This is a genomic window from Kribbella sp. CWNU-51, from assembly GCF_054073265.1.
The window spans coordinates 1-21,107 of the sequence record NZ_JBSXMZ010000016.1; the positions used below are offsets into that span (position 1 = coordinate 1).

Genomic DNA, 21,107 nt, shown 5'->3' on the forward strand with positions numbered 1-21,107 from the left:
AGTGCCCCACGTCCGCCCAGGCCGACACCCGCGGGCCGGCCGGGCCAGGCTGGGGAGGATCTCCCACCCGATCCGGGACGAGATCCTCCCCACCCCGGCGGCAACCGACACAACACGGCCGACTGCCCGGACGCGCGGGAGGGCGAACGAACCACCCACGGATATCTCAGAAGAGCCGGATATCCCCTCGAGTTGGTCGGAGGTGTGGGCGGGGGCGGGGACTCCGGCGGCGGGTCAGCGGCGGGGGCGGGCGAGGCCAGTACTCCGGCGGCGGGTCAGCGGCGGGTCAGCGGCGGGTCAGCGGCGGGGCGGGGACTCCAGCGGCGGGTCAGCGGCGGGGGCGGGTGCTCCGGCGGCGGGTCAGCGGCGGGTGCGGGCGAGGGCGGCGAGGGTTGCTCCTAGGGCGGTGAGGAGGGTGCCTAGGGTGATGAGGATGGCTGGGGGGCCGCCGGGAGGTGGGGGGTCGGTGTGGTTCAGCGGGCGCAGGGCTGCTGGTTTGGCGCCGACCGTGATCTTGATCGGCGCGGTGGCGGTCTGGCCGGTTGCGTCCGTTCGGGCGTAGGCGAGTTTGGCGGTGCCGGTGAAATCTGCTGCCGGTGTGAGGGTGATCGTGCCGTCGGGGGCGACGGTCCAGGTGCCGGACGCGTCGGTGACGTGTTTGGCGCAGGTGGCCGGGCCGGTGCGCAGGCAGACCGCGCTCGGGTTGATCGAGCCGCTGTCGTTGAGCAACGGATTCACGGCGACCGCGTTGCCTGGAGTGCCGGTGGCCGTGTCGGGCGAGGCCTTGGCGAGCAGCGGTCCGGCGACGGTCACGTCGAGGAGCGCCGCGTTGGAGGTGCCGTTGGCATCGGTGACCCGGTACGCGACGGAGCGCGTCGTACCGATGAAGTCCTTGGCCGGGGTGAAGGTGATCGCACCGTCCGCGCCGACGATGAAGGCACCCTCCTCCGGGACAGTCACCGCCTTCCTGTCCTGAGAGTCCACCGGATCCCGCAGTACGACGGAACCCGCAACAAGCGGCGCCGACGGGTCGCCGGGCTTGTCGTTGCCCAGCACCTTCACGACCACCGCCGTACCGAAGGCCGTCTGCGCGTTGTCGTCAACGGTGACCGGGCGCACCGGCAGCACGGTCACCCTGATCGTCGCGCGGGCCGAGTTCTGGTTGCTGTCCTTCACCTCGTACGCCGCCGGCCGGGCGGTGCCCGTGAACATCGCCACCGGGCTGAAGATCACCTTGCCATCGGCAACGACGTACTCGCCTTGGCCGGTGATCGTGACCTGGTCGACCAGAGCACCGTCCGGGCCGACCAGCAGGACGGACGCCGGATCGAGCGTCGCGCCGGGGCCGGGCTTGTCGTTTGCGAGTGGATCGAGCGTCACGGCGACGTGCTGCTTGGTCCGCGTCGCGTCCGGTACGGCGACCGGGCGGGCCTGGACCGTGACCGTGAGCGTGCCCGATCCGACCGTGCCGTTGCGGTCGGCAACCTGATACCCGACCGGCACCGCCACGCCCACGAAACCGTCCACCGGCGCGAACCGGATCCCGCCGGCCGGCTGGACCGTGAAGGTCCCTTCCCCCGGCACGGTCAGCGACGACACCGGATCCCCGGTCGCCGGATCATCCAGGCGCACCTGGCCGGCGACCAGTGGCGCCGTGGCATCACCGGGCTTGTCGTTCGCCAGCACGTTGACGGTGACCGCGGTCTCGTACGGCGTCGTCGCCTTGTCGTCCGCGATCACGGGCGTGACGCCCGCGACCGTCACCGCGACGGTCGAGGCCGCCGTGTTCCCGCTCGTGTCCGTGACCCGGTAGGCGATCGAGACGATCCCGCGGAACGCCGGCTCCGGGTCGAACGTGATCTTCCCGGTCGTCTCGTTCACCGCGAACACGCCCTGGCCCGGGATCACCGCCCTCCGGGCCCAGCCGAGCGCAGCGTACTCCTGAGCAGTGGTCGCGCCGAAGACCTGGACCGTGGTCTTGTCGAGCGCGGCGCCTGTCCCCGCCTCGTCGTTGGCGAGCGGGCCCACGGTCACGGTGACGTTCTGCTTCGTCGTCACGACGTCGGCCACTGCCGCGGGCCCCTCGCCGACGGTGAGGAACAGGCGGCCTTCCGCTGTGGCGCCGTTGTCGTCGGTGATCCGGTACGTCGCCGGTGTCGTCACGCCTTGAAAGTCCTTCACGGGAGTGAACGTGATCGTCCCGTCGTCGGCCGCGGCGTACGTGCCTTCACCGGACTGCGTGATGGTCTTGCGGTAGCCGCCGGCCGGATCCCTGAGCAGGAGACTTGACCGGATCAGCGGCGCGGTCGGATCGCCCGGCTCGTCGTTGGCGAGCACGTTGACGGTGATCGGATGGCCGTACGGCGTGATGGCCGAATCGTCCACAGTGACGGGCTGGACCGGCGAGACCGTCATGCTCAACGTCGACGCGGCGTAGCTACCGTTCGAATCGGCGACGCGGTAGTTGATCGCGAGCGCCTTGCCGCGGAACGTCGGGAGTGGATCGAAGCCGACCGCGCCACTCGGCCGCACGGCATAGGTGCCCTGGTTGGCGACGATCACCTTCTTGACGTAGCCGGCGGTCCGGGCGGCCGGGTCCAGCAGGCCGACCGACGTCGGGTCCAACTGAGCGTCCGTCCCCGGACTGTCGTTGGACAGCACGTTCACGGTCACGCTGACGTCCTGCAGCGTCGACGCGCTGTCGGCGACGGCCACCGGCGGTTGGCCGACGATGATCGACAGCTTCGCGGTGGTCAGCGTTCCGTTGCTGTCGGCCACTTGATAGGTCAGCTGGGTGCCGGGACCACGGAAGGTCGCGCCGGGATCGAAGGTGACAACTCCCCCGACCGCCGTGTAGACGCCTTCGTTCGGGATTGTGACCGTTGCCTTCAGCAATCCATCGCCCGGATCGGTGAGCAGCAGACTGCCCGGCACCAGCGGCGCGGACGGATCCCCGGGCAGGTCGTTCGCCAGCACCTTCACGGTGACGGTCTTGTCGTACGGCGTCCTCGCAGTGTCGTCGGCCGCCACCGGCGTGACCGGCGTGATCGTGACCGTGATCGTCGACCGGGTGGCCTGATCGAAGCCGTCGATGACCCGGTAGGTCAGCGTGGTCGCCGTACCGGTGAAGCCCGGCAGCGGGTCGACGGTGACGGTGCCGTCCCGGTTGACCTGATAGCCGGCCTGGCCCGGGATCTTCACCAGCTTCTTCAGCGAACCGTCGGCCGGATCGAGGAGCGCCAGGCTGAGTGGGTCGAGCCGGGTGCCCTGACCGGCCGTGTCGTTCGTGAGCGGATCGAGCTTCAGCGGGACGTTCTGCTTGCCGGTGGCGGTGTCGGGCTTGGCGGTCGGCGCGGTCGTCACCGTCAGCGTCGCGGTGGCGAGCGTGCCGTTGACGTCGGACACCTGGTAGGAGATCGGTGTCGCGACGCCGGTGAACGCCGGCACCGGGTCGACGTCGACCGTCCCGTCGGGTGTCACCGTGTACGTCGCCTCGCCGTCGACCGCAACCCTCGTCTTCGGCTGCTTCGTCTTCGGATCCAGCAGCCGCACACTGCCCGGCAGCAGCGGAACGGCCGGATCGCCGGCCTCGTCGTTCGCCAGCACCGCCACGGTCGCGGTCGTGTCGTACGCCGTACTCGCGGTGTCGTCCGAAGCGTCTGGTTGGACCTTGGTCACCTGCACGGCCAGGGTCGACGTACCGAAGGCGCCGTTGCTGTCGGCAACCTGATAGCCGACGGCGGTCGCGGCTCCGCTGAAGGCGGGCAGCGGGTCGAACAGGACCTTGCCGGTCGGCTTCACGGTGTACTTGCCCTGTCCGGCCACCACCAGCGTCGTCCCCGGCTCGGTGCGGCTCGGCGAGATCAGTCGCACGCTGTCCGGCCGCAATGCCGCGCCGGTCGGGCCGGGCTTGTCGTTGTCGAGTACGGCGATGTTCACCGGGGCGCCTTGTAGCGTCGCGATCGTGTCCGGGTTCGCGACCGGCGGACCGGGCGCGTTGACGGAGACCGTGAGCTCGGCGCGGGCCGACGTACCGTTCTTGTCCAGCACCTGGTAGGTCAGCGGCGTACCGACGCCCTGGAAGCCGTGGACCGGCTGGAAGGTCACCTTGCCGCCGGCAACCAGGTAGGTCCCCTGCCGCGCGATGGTGACCTTGTCGACGAGCTTCTGGCTGACCGGGTCGACGAGCCGCAGGCTGGCGGGATCGAGTGGCGCGTCCGGTGAACCGGGGAGGTCGTTGTCCAGCACCGGTACGGCGATGTCGGTGTCGAAGGCAGTCGAGACCGAGTCCCCGTTGGCGGTGGGCTTCACCGGGGTGACGGTGACCGTGAGCGTCGACTCGGCGGTCTGCTTGGTGCTGTCGGTGACGCGGTAGCCGACCGTCGTACCGACACCGGTGAACCGTGGGGCCGGTACGAAGTCCACGCCGCCGTCCGGCTTGACGGCGTACTCGCCCTCGCCGGTGATCACCACCTGCTTCTTGAAGGTCGCGTCGGCGGAGTCGCGGATCATGACCGAGGCGGGGACGAGTTGCACGCCGGGGGCCGCCCGGTCGTTGCTGAGCGGTTTGAGCGCGATGCTGACGTTCTGCGGAGTGGTGGCCGTGTCGGGGGTCGCGACCGGATGGGCCGGGAGCGCGACGGTGAGGGTCAGCTTCGCGGACGCCGTCGTACCGTTGGCGTCGGCGACGCGGTAGGTGACGGGTGTGCCCGGGCCGACGAAGCTCGGCACTGGCTCGACGTCGATCTTGCCGTCCTTGGCGACGTACTTGGCCTGGCCGACGACGTTCACCATCACGACGCAGCCGTTGCCGCTGACGAGACACAGGGTGCCGGGTTTGAGCGGCGTACCCGGATCGCCCGGCTTGTCGTTGCCGAGGACATCGACCGTGGTGCCGGTGTCGAACGGGGTCGTCGCGGCGTCGTCGAGCAGGATCGGCGGGGGCGGTGGCGTGATCACGAAGGGGTAGTCCTCGACCTCGCCGGCGTCGGCCGGGCCGGTCGGCTGATCCACCTGCGCGTCGGTGTAGCCGACCCGCACCCGGGCGTACGACGCTCCCGCTGTGGGGCTGAGCTCCGTCCAGTTGAGGGTGGCCGCACCCTGGCCGGCGGCGAAGGCGGTGCAGGATCGTTCGGCCGGGTCGAAGATACCGTCGCGATCGAGGTCGAGCCAGGCACACGCACGGCCTGGCTTCGAGGCGCCGGTGAGCTTCAGCTCGGTGGTGTAGGAGGTCGCGGTGGTCCGGAGCGGCTTGAAGGTGACGCCGTCGTCGGCCTGGTCGGGTGTCGTCGGACCGGTGTGGGCGTTGGCGATGGTCGCGTTGTCCTCGGTGGCGTCCTTGCCGAGCTTGACGTCGCTGAGGACGGACCAGGCAACGCCGTACGACGCGGGGGCGTCGCCGAAGTCCTCACCGGTGGACGCGAGGATGGAGAACGCGTCGCCGGAGGACTCGGTGTTGAAGGCCGGGAGCTTCGGGTGCTTGGTGAAGAAGGCGCTGACGTCGAAGGTGATCTTGGTGGCGACGCCGTTCACGCGGACCGATCCGCAGGCCGCGCTCGCGGAGGCGTCGGGGCCGGTGCCGGTCCTGGTATTGACGCAGTTCGGGCCGGCGTCGTGGTTGGCGGCGGTGATGGTGTCGCTGGTGACGGCGAGGTTGTTGCCCTGGCCGACCTTCGTCAGGCTGAGGCCCGGGGTGGCGAGCTTGAGGACCGAGTGCAGCTCGGACTGGGCGGTCGGCTTGCCGCTGACGGTCTGGGTGACCCCGCCGCCGATCCCGGCGAGGTGCAGCACCGGGTTGCGCACGGGCTGGCTGAACGTGATCGTCACGGTGCCGCGATCGCCACAACTGCCGGTGGACGCGCAGGTCCCGGTGTTGACGACGAGATCTTCCGCCGGCGTCGTTCCCGCGATCGCCGGTTGATAAGTCGTCGGCCCGCTCCCCCGAACTCCCGCGGTCGTCGCATCGAACAACTCGGTCTGCCCGCTGACGGTGATCGTCTGCTTCAACCCCGACCCCGGCATGACCGCCGTCGCCGAGTCGCCTTGACTGAAGGGTGTGGCCGGCACCTGGTACGCGTTCGACGTGACGGTCCCCAGGGTGAAGAGGCCGACGACCAAGACAATGGCCGCGCTCGGTCGTGTCGCCCGCATGACGTGCCACCCTCCCGAGCAATCGCGTGCCGCATGCTTCGGCCGCGTGGCGGGCGGGCCTGCGTAGAAGTAACGGTCTACGCAGACCCAATGTTACGGGACAATCACTCTCCGAGTTCGTAGATCTTGATCTTGCCGACGCGGTGTCGCAGCACGGCCAGCCGGTCGAGTGCGGGTGACACGGTCCCGTCGCGGGCGTCGGCGTACACCCAGCGAACGCCGTACTCGTCCTGCAGCCGCCGCAGCACGTCCGCGGTCGGCGCGGCGAGGCTCTGGTTGGTGAGAGCGACCCGCTCGGGCCATGGCGACGGCTGCTCGGTGTAGCGGCGGCCGCCGACGCCCTGCGCGGCCATCGCCTGGTTCGTGTACGCCCAGCCCTCGATCACCGTCCGCCGGCCCGCCATCCCGCTGACGAGGTACCCCCGCGCGTCACACCCCGGCGTCTGCGGTCCGGCCGGCCGGCACCACGTGTTCGTGGCGACCACATCCGTCGGCGCCGAGTGCGAACCCAGCCACAACGCCGCCGAGGCCTCGTCCGGATACACCACCCACCGCGGCGCCCGATACGTCGGCGACTTCTCGGTATCCCCATGCACCGCGCTCTGGACGAACGAGCTGATCGGCGCGATCGCCAGCAACATCAGTACGACGAACAACCCACTACCCGCCTGCCGCAAGAACCGCCGCCACACGACCAGCAGCACGACCGTCAACGCGAGTACGACGAGCAGCAGCCGCGTGCTCGCCCACAGTTGACGGCTCGGCGGACCGGCCGGCACACCCTTCGCCCACACGAAGAGACCGGCGTAGATCACCGAGAGGCCGAACGCCGCGACCGCCACCCAGACCGGCCTGCGCGCCGCGCGGGCACTGGTCGCTGCGAACCAGCCCGCTCCCGCCAGGCTGAACGGCGCGGCCGTGTAGATGAAATAGGACTCGCTCACGGACGGATGGTCGATCAACAGGTAACCCGCCCAGCCGGCGATTATCGCACCCAGCAGGAACCACGCCACCGGATCCCGCCGGCCGACGACCCCGAAGCCGACCAGCGCCATCGCCTGCAACGTGAGCAGCAAGCCCAGCAGCAGCGTCAGCGTCCCGATCACCGCACCATGTGCCAGCGCCGGCACAATCAGACCGCCCGCCCCGGGCTGCGTCGTATCCCCGGTCGCGGCCGTGTAGACGGGAAGCGACTTCAGCACGGCGAGGAACTGCACCCCGGAACCATTGGTGCTCCCGGCAACCGTCAGCATGGTCCCCACACCCACCGCCACCAGCACGGTCCCAGCGACGAGGATCCGCGCAGGCACGCGCCGGGTCGTCACCAGCAAGAACACCGCAGCCAGCCCGACCCCCGCGACCAGCAGCGGCAGCACCGTGGGCTTCGACCCACCGCCGACGATCGCGACTGCGACGGCGACCACCCACAACCAGCCCCCGGCGTTGCGGAACAGCAACTCGATCAGGAACACCGCCACCGTCACACCGGCGACCATCCCGAATGTCTGCGACGGACTGAGGAAGCTGACCGGCGCGGCCAGGTTCACACTCGTGTCGACGAGCAAGTACAACTGCGGCGCGGCCAAAGCGAGAGCCGCGAGTACGCCGGTCCACCAGGTGCGACTCACCGTCCGCGCCAGCGTCGCGCACACGAGCAGGGCGACGACCAGCCAGGGCAGCAGCCACAGCCGGAAGACCACGATGATCGGTGACAGTCGGGTGATGTCCACGGCCCCGGCCATGTCGGCGTTCGCGAACCAGTGGTACTCCAGCCGCTCCCCCACTACCTGCGGCAACTCCGGCGGCACCGACCGCATCAGCTCGTGCACCATCGACAGGTGATAGAGCAGATCCGGGTAGTACGCCGTACCGCCCGGAGGCATCGGGTGATACGCCATCACGCCGACTGTCGATGCGCCGAGCACGACCGCCGACGACACGGCCAGTCCCCAGGTCCAAGCGACCGGCAACGGCTTCAGGTCGGCGATCCGCCAGAACCTCCGTCCGAACACCGCGAAGGCGACCAGTACCAAAGCCGGCCAGACGATCAACCAGCGTTGCCAGCCGAGGGCGGTGAACAATGCCCAGCCGATCAGCTGCCAGGTCGCTCCGACCACAGACCCGAGGCCGAGGTCCTCCGCCCAGTTGCCGGTACTGCGCCACGCGGCGCGGAGCAGGAGAGTCCCAGGGAGTGCGATCGCCAGTGCGAAGTACACGGCGTACTTGACGATCGGGCCGGGACCGACGTCGACCGACGCGAGCCCGAGGACCGCTACCAGCAACGGCAGCAGCCACGGGAGCAACCGCCTCATCTGTGCTGGACCGGTTCCTGATGCCCTTGGTCTTCGAGGCTGTCGTACCCGACGAGGAACTGCGGGCGCCGCTGGCTGGACTGGAACAACCGGGCCACGTACTCACCCAGCAGGCCGAGGCACAGCAGCTGGATCGCGCCGATCACGCTGACCGCGAGCACGGTCGATGTCCAACCGGGAATGCTGTGGCCGCTCACCTTGATCACCAGCGCGCCGACCACGAACAGCGCGGACATCACACCGCCGAGCAGGCCGAGCCAGGTCGCCAGCCGCAGCGGCGCGGCCGAGAACGCGGTCACACTGTCGAACGCGAGCCGAAGCATCTTGGACAGGTTGTACTTCGTCGTCCCGGCGGCTCGCTCGGCACGGACGTACCGGACCTCGGTGCTCGGGAACCCCAGCCACGGGATCACCAACCGGAACACCCGGCCGTCCTCGGGGAGTGCGTTCACCGCGTCCACCACCCGGCGCGACACCAGCCGGAAGTCGGCCGCGTCGAACGGGATGTCCTTGCCGACCAGCCGGCACATCAGCCGGTAGTACATCCGCGCGGTCGTCCGCTTCGCCCAGGAATCACTCGAGCGGTCCGCGCGAACGCCGTACACGACGTCGACGTCCTGCTCGCGGACGGCCGTCAGGAACTCGGCGATCACCTCCGGCGGGTCCTGCAGGTCGGCGTCGATGGTGACGACGTACCGGCCGCGGGCGCGGCGGAAGCCGGCCGACTGGGCGGCCTGGTGACCACTGTTCCGGAGCAGGCGGACGACACGGAGCTGAGCCCAGTCCTGCACGGCCTCGAGCAGCAGTGCGGCCGTCTTGTCCCGGCTGCCGTCGTCGACGACGAGCACCTCGTAGCTGATGCCGAGGCTGTCGAGCAACGGATGCATCCGGTCGAAGAAGATCGGCAGCACGTCCTCCTCGTCGTACATCGGTACGACGACGGAGAGCTCGGGGTCCTCGGTGTCCCGCATCGGCTGCCTCCCAGCTCAGTTGTCAGAGAGTTGACCTTACTGGGCCGGTGAGATCGCGACCGCTCCGGTACGGCGGGGGTCGCCGACCGCGAGCAGGCCGTCGGCCGGATCCCAGAACGCGGCCGCGACGCCACCGAAGTACATCGAGTGCGGCGGCATCGGCCGGGTCGGCAGCGCGGTCGATCCGGACACAGGCAGGTCGTCTTCATAGTCGACGACCACGTCTTCTCGGACGCGGACGTGCAGCCGCGGATGGTCGACCGCCTCGCGCAGTGGCAGCCCACCGTGCGTGTAGAGCGCGTAGACCTGGGCCAGCGCGGTCGGGATCCGGTCGGAGCCGGGCGAGCTGATCGCGAGCACCGCGCCGTCGCTGTCCCGGCGCGCGACGCTGGGGGCCATGTTCGAGGTGAGCCGCGTGCCGGGCGCGAGGCTGTGCGGACCGCCGTGCAGCAGCTCTTGCTCGCCGAGGGCGTTGTTGAGCCAGATGCCGGTGCCTGGCGTGAGTACGCCGGAGCCGTAGCCGGACGACACGGTGATCGCGCACGCGTCGCCCTCGTCGTCGACCACCGAGACAGTCGCCGTACTGGGTGAGGACAGGGCCCGGAGATCACCGGCCGCCGCGAGGTCCAGCAGCTTGTTGGCCTCGAGCTGCCGCCTGTCCTCCTCGTCCAGCTCGGCCAGCCGCCGCCCGAGTACGGCGTGCTGCACCTCGACGAGCCGTTCGAGCTCGGACTGCCTCCAGCTGCCGTCGGCCGGTACGCCGTCGAGCAGCGCGAGCATCGCGGCGACCGCGACACCGCCGACGGCCGGTGGCGGGTTCGTCGCCAGGCGCCAGCCGTTCTGCCGGACCATCAGGGCCGGGCGTACGACGGCCTCGTACGCCGCAAGGTCTTCCGCGGTGAGGATGCCGTCGTTCTGGGCCATGTCGTGGATGAGCAACTGGGCGAGCTGGCCGGTGTACATGGTCTCGGCGCCGTCGCGGGCGATCAGTTCGAGCGCCTCCGCGAGCTCGGGAATCACGACGGTGGTACCGGCCTTGATCACCGAGCCGTCGTCCTCGTGCACGACCTGATGGCTCGGCTGGTGCCAACCGAAGATGATCTCGTGGGTGAAGCCGAGGTAGTAGCCCGAGGTCCGGCTCAGCGCGAACCCGTTCCGGGCGACGTCGATCGCGGGCTGGACCACCTCACGCCAGGGCGCCTTCCCGGATCGCCGGTGGGCCAGGTCGAGCGCCTTCATCCCGCCGGGGGTCGCGACGGATCCGTGGCCGACGGTGGTCGTCGTACCGCCGCCGTAGTCGGTGGTGATGTCCCAGACGCCGCGGCCGAACCGGTCGGTGGACACGCCGCGGCCCGGCATCTCCACCCAGCCGTCGATGGTGACTGCGTCGCCGCCGGCCACCTGCAGGGTGACGAAGCCGCCCGAGGCCGGCGAGACCACGCCGATCTCGTTCACCATCGTCACCAGCGTGGCCGCGATCGCCGCGTCCACCGCGTTCCCGCCCTCAGCGGCCACCCGCACGCCGGCCTCAGCCGCCGCCTGGTTCGGCGCGGCCACCGCCACCCGCGGATGCCCCCCGCTCATGCCATCAACCGACCCGTTGGACGGCGCCGAAGCGGTCGACGGCGACCTGGACCGCGGCCTGCCGGACGTCGGCGACCTCGTTCTCCTTCAGCGTGCGGTCCGGCGCCCGGAACCGCAGCGCGAACGCCAGCGACTTCTTCCCCACGCCGATCTGCTCACCGGTGTACAGGTCGAAGAGCCGGATCGACTCCAGCAACTCCCCCGCACCCTCGGCCAGCGCCGCCTCCACGTCCGCCGCGGCCACCTCGGCCGGGACGATCAACGCCACGTCCTCCTTGGCCACCGGGTACGACGATAACGGTGACGCCGTGATCGACTCCGGACCGGCCGCCATCAAGGCGTCCAGGTCGAGCTCGACCGCACTCGACCGCGCCGGCAGACCGAACGCCTGGCAGACCTTCGGATCCAGCTCGCCGGCGTGACCGACGACCTTGCCGTCGACGGAGAACTCGGCGCAGCGGCCCGGATGCCACGGCGCGAGCTCCACGTTCTTGACGACCAACTCGACGCCGACCACCGACGCGATCATCCGGGCGACCTGGACGGCATCCGCCCAGCTCGCGGGGCGGCCCTTGCCCCACCAACCGGTCGGCGTGAGTGAACCGGTCAGCACCACTCCGACGTGCAGCGGCTGCTCGGGCAGAGCGTCGTACAGGGACTGGACCTCGGCGTCGCTCGGGCGGTGCGCGACGGACGGCAGTGGTGCGGGCTTCGCGTCCGGCTTCGGCAGGAAGACCAGGCCGGTCTGGAAGATCGCCAGGTCCGTGGCGCCGCGGCCGACGTTGCGCTCGGCAGTCCGGAGCAGGGTCGCGAGCAGCGTGGTCTGCATCGACGGCTCTTCGTCGGACAACGGGTTGACCAGCTTGACCGTCGTACGGCGGGAGTCGTCGGCGGGCAGGCCCATCGCGTCGAAGTCGGCGTCACCGGCGAACGGGTACGACACGACCTCGGTCAGGCCCGCGCCGACGAGCGCGGTCGCGATCCGGCGGCGCCGCCGCTGCGACACCGTCAACCCCTGCCCACCCGGCGCGGGCGGCAGAACCGACGGCACGTTGTCGAACCCGAACAGCCGAATAACCTCTTCGGCAAAGTCATTGGGATCCCGCAGGTCGGGCCGCCACGAAGGCGGAGTCACCGTCAGCAAGTCATCCCCAGCAAGCCCAGCTGCGAGGCCAGCCGGCGCCGAGGGTGCGGCGACGACCAGCGCAGGAGCGTGCACGCCCGCCGCAAGCGGTGCCGGCACCGCGTCGGCGGCGGCGCGCTCGACCGCGCACCCGACCGACTGCAGGTGCAGGACGGTCTCGGCGATGGAGATCGGTGCTCCCGCGACCCGGGCGGCGTGATCGGCGCGGAGGGTGACCGGCTCGGGGAGGGCGTGGGTGTCGACGACGGTTTCGTCCGGCTGGATGGTGCCACCGGCCAGGTCGGCGAGGAGGTCGGCGACACGCTGGGCGGCGTACCGCGGCAGCAGCGGGTCGACCTCACGCTCGAACCGCCGCGACGCCTCCGACGACAACTTGTGCCGCCGCGACGCGCGGGCGATCACGATCGGGTCGAAGTGCGCGGCCTCGATCACCACGTCGGTGGTCGCGTCGGAGATCTCGGTCGACGCGCCACCCATCACACCGGCGATGCCGATCGGGCCGGAGTCGTCGGTGATCAGCAGGTCCTCGGCGTCCAGCTCCCGCGTCTGGTCGTCCAGCGTCATCAGCTTCTCGCCGGCGTGGGCCCGCCGGACCACGATCTCGCCGGACAGCCGATCCTTGTCGTAGCCGTGGATCGGCTGGCCGAGCTCGAGCATCACGTAGTTGGTGATGTCGACGCCGATCGAGATCGGGCGCATCCCGGCTGCCAGCAGCCGCTTCTGCAGCCACCGCGGCGACAGCGCCCTCGCGTTGATACCGGTCACCGTCCGGGTGACGAAGACGCTGCACCCCTCGGCATCGTCGACCCGCACCGGATAACCGCCCGAGCCAGAACCGTCGAGCGCCAGATCGGCCGGATCCTTCAGCGGAACGCCGTACGCCGTGGCCGCCTCGCGAGCCACACCACGGATCGACAGGCAGTAGCCGCGGTCCGGGGTGACCGCGATGTCGAGCACGTCGTCGCGCAGCGCGAGCAGCTCGATCGCGTCGTCACCCGTCTCGGCCTCACCCGGCTCGAGTACGACGATGCCGTGCGTACCGTCGTCACCCAGGCCGAGCTCCGAGCTCGAGCAGATCATGCCGCTGGAGACATGCCCGTACGTCTTCCGCGCCGAGATCGCGAACCCACCCGGCAGCACAGCGCCCGGGAGGACGACGACCACGAGGTCACCGACCTCGAAGTTGTTCGCACCGCACACGACCCACTGCGGCTCGTCCTTGCCGATGTCGAGCGAGCACCAGCGGATGGTCTTGCCGTTCTTCTGCGGCTCGTCCTCGTAGGTGAGGACCTTGCCGACCACGAGCGGCCCGGTCAGATCGGACTCCTCGACGGTCTCCACCTCGAGGCCGGCCCGGATCAGCTTCTCCGCGACGCCGCGCCCCGTGACCCCGGCCGGGAGGTCGACGTACTCACGAAGCCATGACAGTGGGACCCGCATCAGATCTCCATCCCGAACTGGCGGCTGAACCGCACATCACCCTCGACCATGTCCCGCATGTCCTCGACGCCGTTGCGGAACATCAGCGTCCGCTCCAGGCCCATCCCGAACGCGAAGCCGGAGTACCGGTCGGTGTCGATGCCGCAGGCCTGCAGGACGCGCGGGTTCACCACGCCGCAGCCGCCCCACTCGATCCAGCCCTCGCTGCCACAGGTGCGGCACGGGCGGTCCGGGTTGCCGACGGAGGCTCCGCGGCAGACGAAGCACTTCAGGTCCACCTCGGCCGACGGCTCGGTGAAGGGGAAGAAGTTCGGCCGCAGGCGCGCCTCGAGGCCCTCGCCGAACATCGACACGACGAAGTGGTCGAGCGTGCCCTTCAGGTGCGCGAGCGTGATGCCTTCGTCCACCACGAGGCCCTCGACCTGGTGGAAGACCGGCGTGTGGGTCGCGTCCAGCTCGTCGGTGCGGAACACGCGGCCCGGGCAGATCACGTAGATCGGCGGCTTGCGGGTCAGCATCGACCGAGCCTGCACCGGGGACGTGTGGGTCCGCAGCACCTTGCCGGATCCGGCCGGCTCGACGAAGAAGGTGTCCTGCATCTGCCGGGCCGGGTGGTCGGGCTGGAAGTTCAGGGCGTCGAAGTTCAGCCACTCGGCCTCGACCTCGGGGCCTTCGGCGACGTCCCAGCCGAGCGCGGTGAAGACGTCCGCGACCTGCTCGGAGATCAGCGAGAGCGGGTGCCGCGCGCCGAGCTCGGGGGTGTGCCACGGCAGCGTCACGTCGACGCGCTCGGTGGCCAGCATCCGCTCCTCGTGCTCGGCCTCCAGGACCGCGAGCCGGGCCGCGAAGGCCTCGTTGATCGCCTTCCGGGCGGCGCCGATCCGCTGACCGGCCTCCTTGCGGCCCTGTGGTGGCAGCGCGCCGATCTCCCGATTGGCCAGCGCGATCGGCGACTTCTCGCCGAGATGCGCGCCCTTCGCCTCCTGCAGGGCGGCCAGGTCGGCCGCCTCGGTAAACGCCTTCAGCGCCTCGTCGCGGGTCCGCTCCACCTCTTCGGCATGCAGCGGCGTCACTTCGACCGGGTCGTAATCAGTGTTGGGACCGGACATGGCTCGCTCTCGGTTTCGGAACTTCTGCGGATTGCAGTCTAGGAACCTCTCGCCCCTGAGCGTGAATCGCCTGTCCACAGCCCGCGTCCCAAGCCCCCAGCACACGCTTTGTGGAACATCCCAGTCACCTAGCGCACATTAGTTACCGCAAAGCCGACAACACCGCGCCGCATCAGGTCAGTGCACCGGGTCGTCCACCGTCGGGACGGCTTCCTCCGTCGCCTGCTTGGCCTGCCCGCGCGGCAGCACCAGGAGGGCGACCAGCGCGCCGGCCAGCGCACCGATCAAGCCGACTGTCATCGAGATCGACATGGCGTCGGTGAAGGCGGTCCGGGCCGAGGCCACGAAGTCCGGGCCGAGGGCGAGCGTGTCCGCGATCGACTTGCGCGCCGGTTCGGGAACCGAGTCCGGCAGCGACGAGGAGTACGCCGCGGCCAGCACACTGCCCAGTACGGCGACCGACAACGCGGCACCGGTCTGCTGGACGGTGTCGTTCATCGCCGAGCCGACACCGCGATGGTCCGCCGGAACCGCCTGCATGAGCAGCGTGTACGCCGCTGGCCCGGCCAGCCCGCCGCCGACGCCCATCACCATCAGACCGATGATCAGCAGGCCGTACCCGGTCGAGTCGGACACCTGGGTCAGGATGCCGAAGCTGCCGGCGATGATCACCAGCCCGAGAACGATCAACGTGCGATCCGCCATCTTCTTGCCGAGCGTCGCCCCGAGAGCGTTGAACACCGTCGCGGCCACGGCGTACGGGATCAACGCCAGGCCGGCCTTCAGCGGCGTGTACCCGAGCACGAACTGCAGGTACTGCGTCAGCGCCAGCAACAGGCCGCCGGCGGTGAACGACAGCAACACGATCGAGAAGCTCGTCCCACTGAAGTTCCGATTCCGGAACAGCGCGAGCGGCACCATCGGGTGCTCACTCCGCCTCTCCCACAACGCGAACCCGCTCAGCGCCACTACTCCGACAGTCAGCCCGCCGAGCACCTTGGCGGACCCGAACCCGTCGGCCGGGATCGAGATGATCGCCCACACGACCGCCGCCATACCGATGATCGACAGCACCGCGCCGGCCGGGTCGACGTCGCGCACCGGGCCTTTCGACTCCGGGATCAGGGCCAGCGTGCCGATGATCGCGAGGACGGCGATCGGCACGTTCAGCCAGAAGATCGAGCCCCACCAGAAGTGGTTCAGCAGTACGCCGCCCACGGTCGGACCGGCGACCACGCCGACCATCGCGACCATCGACCAGCCGGCCATCGCCTTGCGCTGCTCGTGCGGAGGGAACACCGTGAACAGCAGCGACAGCGTGCTCGGCATCAGCAGCGCGCCGCCGACACCCATCAGCCCGCGGCAGGCGACCAACTGCCCCGGGCTCTGGGCCAGCGTCGCCAGCAGCGAGGCCACCCCGAAGATCACCAGCCCGAGCAGCAGCATCTTCCGGCGCCCGAACCGGTCGGACAGGCTGCCCGCGGTCAGCAACAGCCCGGCGAACGCCAGGATGTACGCGTCGATCACCCACTGGATGTCCGCGGGCGTCGCGTCCAGGTCGCGCATCAGCGACGGGATCGCCAGGTTGAGCACGGTGTTGTCGACGACCAGCACCATCAGGCTCAGGCAGAGGATCAACAGGATCCACCAGCGTCGCGGATGCCCGGTCGCCGAAGAATCAGAGGAGGACTCGAACGGTGTACTAGTCACTCGCACACTGTACGACAAGCCCGTACACTGTTCCAGAGGTTATTAGGATGGCGTCATGAAGGAATCGATCTGGACCCGGCAGCGGGCCGCCACCCCGGCCCGCGAGACGCTCAGCCGGGAGCAGATCGTGCAGACGGCGATGGCCACCCTGGACGCGGAGGGCCTGGCCGGGCTCAGCATCCGGAAGCTGGCCGCCAAGCTCGGCGCGGGCGCGACCAGCCTCTACTGGCACGTGCCGACCAAGGACGACCTGATCGACCTGCTCATCGACGAGATCTGGAGCGAGGTCGACGTACCGGGTCCCGAGCTGGCCGGCTGGCGGAGCGGTGCGCTGCTGTTCGGCCACAGCCTGCGGGCCACCGTACTCCGCCATCCGTGGCTCCCGGAGATCATGTACGTCCGGCCCAGCATCGGGCCGAACGCCATGACGCTCGGTTCGCGTGGCCTGGTGCTGTTCGGCGCGGCCGGCTTCTCCGGCCCGGACGTCGATTTCGCGATGGGCAGCGTGATGTCCTACGTCCTCGGCACCGCGAGTTCCGAGGTCGCGACCCGCGAGATGGCCCGGAAGAACGGCCAGACCCTGGACCAGATGACCGGCGACCTGCTGCAGCGGGCCGAAGCCCTCACCACCGACCTCCCCGGCATGCAGGAGTCGGTCCGGCGACGCGCCGACCGGGATGTGAACGCGCTGTTCACGGAGTCCTTCGCCTTCGGCCTCGACGCTCTGCTCGACGGGCTCGAGGCTCGCCTCAGGAAGTGAGGCCGAACCACGGCTCCTTGCCGAGTTCGGTCAGCAGTACCTCGCGGTCTCTGGGATCCGCGACCAGCGCCGTGAGTTCCTCCGCCCGGCGTCGTTCGGCCCGCGCCTGATCGGGAGAGCCGGTCGCCGCAAGCGCGCGGGCAAGGGCCTCACGGGCGAACGGTTCGTCCCAGTCGCCCATCTGATCCGGGTGGTTTCGGATGAGCTGCAGACAACGCCGCGCGTGGTCCAGGCCGAGCTCGACGCGGCCGATCCGCAGTGCGACCCGGGCGATCAGGTGCTCGCCACGGGCATGGTTCGCTTCGTTGCCGGCTTCGAGCCAGTGCAGGCAGGCGGCGTACGCGCCGTACAGGACGCGCTCCTGGTCGAGGAGCGGACTGGTCTCGTCGATCTGCTCGAGCAGGTCCCAGGTCTCGTTGTTCAGCTCGACGCCGAAGTAGCGGTGCAGTTCGCGGCCCTCGACGAGCTCGGTGGCCACCTTCGCCATCAGCTCGGGCCAGCTGGCCAGCCCGTACTCACGGGCGATGGTCAACTGCGCGTCCCGCAGGGTGAACCCATTTGTGTAGTTGGGGTGATGGGCCCGGACCCGCTCGATCGCGTCCGGACGCCCCTTGGTCACGGCCTTGCGAAGGTCCTTCGCCTGCATGCGCAGCTGGCTGAGGCTGGCTTTGGCGGGCAGCGGTGTGGTCGACATCAACGGTCCTTCCAGGACAACCCGCTCCGCTGAATCAGGCCGTCCCGAAGGGTTCACCGGCCATCACGAGTCCTGCTGTTCGATCCAGGTGCACTCAGTGCTTGCCGCGGAGAGGTGGCGCCCTGGCGCGCGCTGCGCCAACGCTGACACGGCCGCCGCGTCGGCGTCAACCGGTACGACGCTGGGCCCGGGCGGACGCGTAGAGGCAGATGGCGGCGGCGGTGGCGAGGTTGAGGGACTCGGCGCGGCCGTAGATCGGGACCTTCACCGAGCGGTCGACGATGGCGTCGAAGCCGTCGGGGAGGCCGTGAGCCTCGTTGCCGAACAGCCAGACGGTCGGCCGGGTCAGGGTGGCGTCCTCGATGCAGCTGTCCAGGTCGGAGGAGCCGTACCCGTCGGCGGCGAGGACCTGCAGTCCCTGGTCCCGCCAGGACTTGGCGGCCGCGGTGATGTCCACGTCGACGGCGATCGGCACGTGGAAGATGCTGCCCACACTGGCCCGGACCGCCTTCGGGTTGTGCGGGTCGACGGACTCCGACGACAGGACGACCGCATCCGCGCCGGCGGCGTCCGCCGTACGGATCAAGGTGCCGACGTTGCCGGGATCCCGGACCTGCACGCCGACGGCCACCAGCTTGGCGGTACGACGGACCGCCTCGGCCAACGGTGTGTCGACGAGGGAGCAGACGGCGACCACGCCTTGTGAAGTGACGGTCTCACTGAGCGCCTCCACGGCGGCGCGGTTGACCTCGAACCAGGGCACACCGGCGGCTTCGGCCAGGTCGCGGAGGTCCCGGTGACGGGTGGCGACGGCGGGTTCGGCGTACACCTCGAGGACGAGTTCGCGGTGCTCGAGAGCTTCGCGGACCGCCTGCGGTCCCTCGACCAGGAAGCGGCCGGTCTTGCGCCGGAACGCACGAGTGGCGAGCCGCCGGGCCTGCTTGATCCGCACGGACTGTGCGGTCAGCAGACCAGGGCTCGCCACTGCAGTGCTGTCCGGGGTGTTACTCAGGCCGCGGCGTCGGACTTCGGCGCGTTCACGTCGGCCGGCAGGGCGGCCTTGGCCACCTGCACCAGCGCGGAGAACGCGGCCGGGTCGTTGACGGCCAGGTCGGCGAGGATCTTCCGGTCGACCTCGACCTCGGCCAGCCGCAGACCCTGGATGAACCGGTTGTAGGTCAGGTCCTCGGCGCGGACCGCGGCGTTGATCCGCTGGATCCACAGCTTGCGGAAGTCGCCCTTGCGCGCCTTGCGGTCCCGGTAGGCGTAGACGAGCGAGTGGGTGACCTGCTCCTTGGCCTTGCGGTACAGACGCGAGCGCTGGCCGCGGTAGCCGCTGGCCTGTTCCAGGACGACCCGGCGCTTCTTGTGGGCGTTGACTGCCCGCTTCACGCGTGCCATGAGGTGTTACTCCTTGTATTTCTGCGCCGGAGCCGGACTGGGCCCACTCGGCGGGGATGTTCGGGGGTTAAGGGCGGTGCTCAGATGCCGAGAAGCTTCTTGGCCTTCTTCGCGTACGACGGCGCGACCTCGACGGTGCCGCTCAGGCGACGCTTGCGCTTGGACGACTTCGCCTCGGCGAGGTGGCGGATGCCGGTCTGCTCGCGGCGGACCTTGCCCGTGCCCGTGATCCGGACGCGCTTCTTCATCCCCGAGTGGGTCTTCATCTTCGGCATGGCTATGTACTCCTGTTGTTCTTTCGTTGACTCGAACTCGGTGCGGTGCTCCGGCTGTCCTCGCGGCCGGCCGGAGCAATCACGTCACTCCGGGTCGAGGTTGTCTGCCGGACCCTTCGGCTTCTTCGTGGAGCCGGCGGCTCGCTCGGCCTCGTGCGCCTGAACCTGCTCGGCGCGCTCGGCGCGCTCCGCCTCGTGCTCAGCGTCACGCTCGGCCTGCTTCTTCGCCTTCTCGGCCTCCACGTCCACGCGCGCCTCGGACTTCTTCTTGTGCGGTCCGAGCACCATGATCATGTTCCGGCCGTCCTGCCGCGGCGAGGACTCGACGAAGCCGAGCTCGCTCACGTCCTCGGCCAGCCGCTGCAGCAGCCGGAAGCCGAGCTCCGGGCGGGACTGCTCACGTCCGCGGAACATGATGGTGATCTTGACCTTGTCCCCGGCACGCAGGAACCGGACGACGTGACCCTTCTTGGTCTCGTAGTCGTGCGGGTCGATCTTCGGCCGCAGCTTCATCTCTTTGATGACCGTGTTGGTCTGGTTCCGGCGGGACTCGCGCGCCTTCTGCGCGGTCTCGTACTTGTACTTGCCGAAATCCATCAGCTTGCAGACGGGAGGCCGGGCTGTTGCCGCGACCTCGACGAGGTCGAGATCGGCCTCCTGTGCCAGCCGAAGTGCGTCCTCGATCCGGACGATGCCTACCTGCTCACCGTTCGGTCCGACCAGTCGCACCTCGGGAACGCGGATGCGCTCGTTGACGCGCAGTTCAATGGTGATGGGTCCTCCTGGGTTGTGCTCGTACTGGTGCCACCTCGTGATCACCGAAAGCCCCTGGAAAACACGAAGGCCTCCGTGCGATCACACGAAGGCCCAATTCCCAGATCGACGACGTCCCAACCCCTCCGGGTGGTACGCCGTACGACCGCTGTGATTCTCCGGATATCCTCCAGAACCTCTCAGCGTGACCGGGACCCGCCGACTCTGCATCGACTGGGTGGGAGGTGGCCCTCCGCTTAGACTCGAACCACCGGAGGCCCTCGAGTATTCCGCTCAGGGGTCACCAACGGACCGGGTCGGTCGCCATGTAAGAGTAACAGCATGAACGACTCAGGTGCCACTTCACCGCCGGACGACGCTCAGCCGGCGGCCGCGGACGACAGCCGCCCGGATCCGCTGTCCACGGTGTCTCGCGACATCGCCGACGTACCCAGCGTGGAGATCATCTCGACCGCCGCCCTCCACCTGATGAGCGCCGCCGCCGTCCACCTCGGCCTGGCCGAAGACCTCCCCGACCACCAGGACCTCGACGAGGCCCGCTCCCTGATCGACGCCCTCGCCGGCCTCCTCGACGCCTCCGCCCCGTCCCTCGGCCACCACCACGCCGCCCCCCTCCGCGACGGCCTCCGCTCCCTGCAGCTGGCCTTCAAGGAGTCCTCCACCATCCCCGACGAGCCCGGCGCAGGGCCTGGCGAGAAGTACACCGGCCCCGTCCACCCAACCGCCGCCCGCAGGTAACCCCTCTACGGGACCTCGGGGGCGAGGATGAAGAGGCCGGCGATC

The 21,107-nt window shown here is 69.7% G+C and carries 14 protein-coding genes; 2 read left to right on the plus strand and 12 right to left on the minus strand.

Annotation, left to right across the window (positions count from 1 at the left end; genetic code table 11):
* Positions 1 to 360: 360 nt before the first annotated feature.
* The 7 genes from ACXC9Q_RS20015 to ACXC9Q_RS20045 form a co-directional block, all read right to left on the minus strand.
* Complete coding sequence (locus ACXC9Q_RS20015; protein WP_457058115.1) at positions 361 to 6,150, minus strand: Ig-like domain-containing protein; 5,790 nt, start codon at positions 6,148 to 6,150, stop codon at positions 361 to 363.
* 104 nt (positions 6,151 to 6,254) lie between these two features.
* Positions 6,255 to 8,462, minus strand: a complete 2,208-nt coding sequence (locus ACXC9Q_RS20020; protein ID WP_457058116.1) for a hypothetical protein — start codon at positions 8,460 to 8,462, stop codon at positions 6,255 to 6,257.
* Entirely contained in the window at positions 8,459 to 9,433 is a 975-nt protein-coding gene (locus tag ACXC9Q_RS20025) for a glycosyltransferase family 2 protein (protein WP_457058117.1), read from the minus strand. The genes ACXC9Q_RS20020 and ACXC9Q_RS20025 overlap by 4 nt, the downstream gene beginning before the upstream one ends.
* 36 nt (positions 9,434 to 9,469) lie before the next feature.
* Positions 9,470 to 11,017 carry a gamma-glutamyltransferase gene (locus ACXC9Q_RS20030; RefSeq protein WP_457058118.1) on the minus strand — a complete coding sequence of 516 codons (1,548 nt, stop codon included), beginning with the start codon at positions 11,015 to 11,017 and terminating at the stop codon, positions 9,470 to 9,472.
* A gap of 4 nt (positions 11,018 to 11,021) precedes the next feature.
* Positions 11,022 to 13,601, minus strand: a complete 2,580-nt coding sequence (locus tag ACXC9Q_RS20035; RefSeq protein WP_457058119.1) for a phenylalanine--tRNA ligase subunit beta — start codon at positions 13,599 to 13,601, stop codon at positions 11,022 to 11,024.
* Positions 13,601 to 14,710, minus strand: a complete 1,110-nt coding sequence (gene pheS, locus ACXC9Q_RS20040; protein WP_457058120.1) for a phenylalanine--tRNA ligase subunit alpha — start codon at positions 14,708 to 14,710, stop codon at positions 13,601 to 13,603. Before pheS ends, ACXC9Q_RS20035 begins: the two co-directional genes overlap by 1 nt.
* A gap of 177 nt (positions 14,711 to 14,887) precedes the next feature.
* Positions 14,888 to 16,420: an MFS transporter gene (locus tag ACXC9Q_RS20045; protein WP_457058121.1), complete on the minus strand. Its 1,533-nt coding sequence runs from the start codon at positions 16,418 to 16,420 to the stop codon at positions 14,888 to 14,890.
* Between the two features lie 55 nt (positions 16,421 to 16,475).
* On the opposite strand from ACXC9Q_RS20045, the gene ACXC9Q_RS20050 reads away from it, so the two are divergent.
* Positions 16,476 to 17,180, plus strand: coding sequence for a TetR/AcrR family transcriptional regulator C-terminal domain-containing protein (locus ACXC9Q_RS20050; protein ID WP_457058122.1), 705 nt, complete (start codon positions 16,476 to 16,478; stop codon positions 17,178 to 17,180).
* Here the strand turns inward: ACXC9Q_RS20050 and ACXC9Q_RS20055 are convergent.
* The 5 genes from ACXC9Q_RS20055 to infC all read right to left on the minus strand — a co-directional run bounded on the left by ACXC9Q_RS20055 (position 17,170) and on the right by infC (position 20,369).
* A complete protein-coding gene (locus tag ACXC9Q_RS20055) occupies positions 17,170 to 17,874 on the minus strand; it encodes a hypothetical protein (RefSeq protein ID WP_457058123.1) in 705 nt (234 codons plus the stop codon). The two genes, ACXC9Q_RS20050 and ACXC9Q_RS20055, sit on opposite strands and share 11 nt — an antisense overlap.
* Positions 17,875 to 18,040: 166 nt before the next feature.
* The gene (locus ACXC9Q_RS20060; RefSeq protein WP_457058124.1) at positions 18,041 to 18,859 is read right to left on the minus strand and encodes a TrmH family RNA methyltransferase; all 819 of its coding nucleotides are present in this window, start codon (positions 18,857 to 18,859) and stop codon (positions 18,041 to 18,043) included.
* Between the two features lie 23 nt (positions 18,860 to 18,882).
* Positions 18,883 to 19,275: a 50S ribosomal protein L20 gene (gene rplT, locus ACXC9Q_RS20065; protein ID WP_131367113.1), complete on the minus strand. Its 393-nt coding sequence runs from the start codon at positions 19,273 to 19,275 to the stop codon at positions 18,883 to 18,885.
* Between the two features lie 80 nt (positions 19,276 to 19,355).
* Positions 19,356 to 19,550: a 50S ribosomal protein L35 gene (rpmI, locus tag ACXC9Q_RS20070; protein WP_328518910.1), complete on the minus strand. Its 195-nt coding sequence runs from the start codon at positions 19,548 to 19,550 to the stop codon at positions 19,356 to 19,358.
* Positions 19,551 to 19,634: 84 nt separating this feature from the next.
* Positions 19,635 to 20,369: a translation initiation factor IF-3 gene (gene infC, locus ACXC9Q_RS20075; RefSeq protein ID WP_329480526.1), complete on the minus strand. Its 735-nt coding sequence runs from the start codon at positions 20,367 to 20,369 to the stop codon at positions 19,635 to 19,637.
* Between the two features lie 276 nt (positions 20,370 to 20,645).
* Between infC and ACXC9Q_RS20080 the strand changes: the two genes are divergently transcribed.
* Positions 20,646 to 21,062: a DUF1844 domain-containing protein gene (locus ACXC9Q_RS20080; protein WP_457058125.1), complete on the plus strand. Its 417-nt coding sequence runs from the start codon at positions 20,646 to 20,648 to the stop codon at positions 21,060 to 21,062.
* Positions 21,063 to 21,107 lie beyond the last annotated feature (45 nt).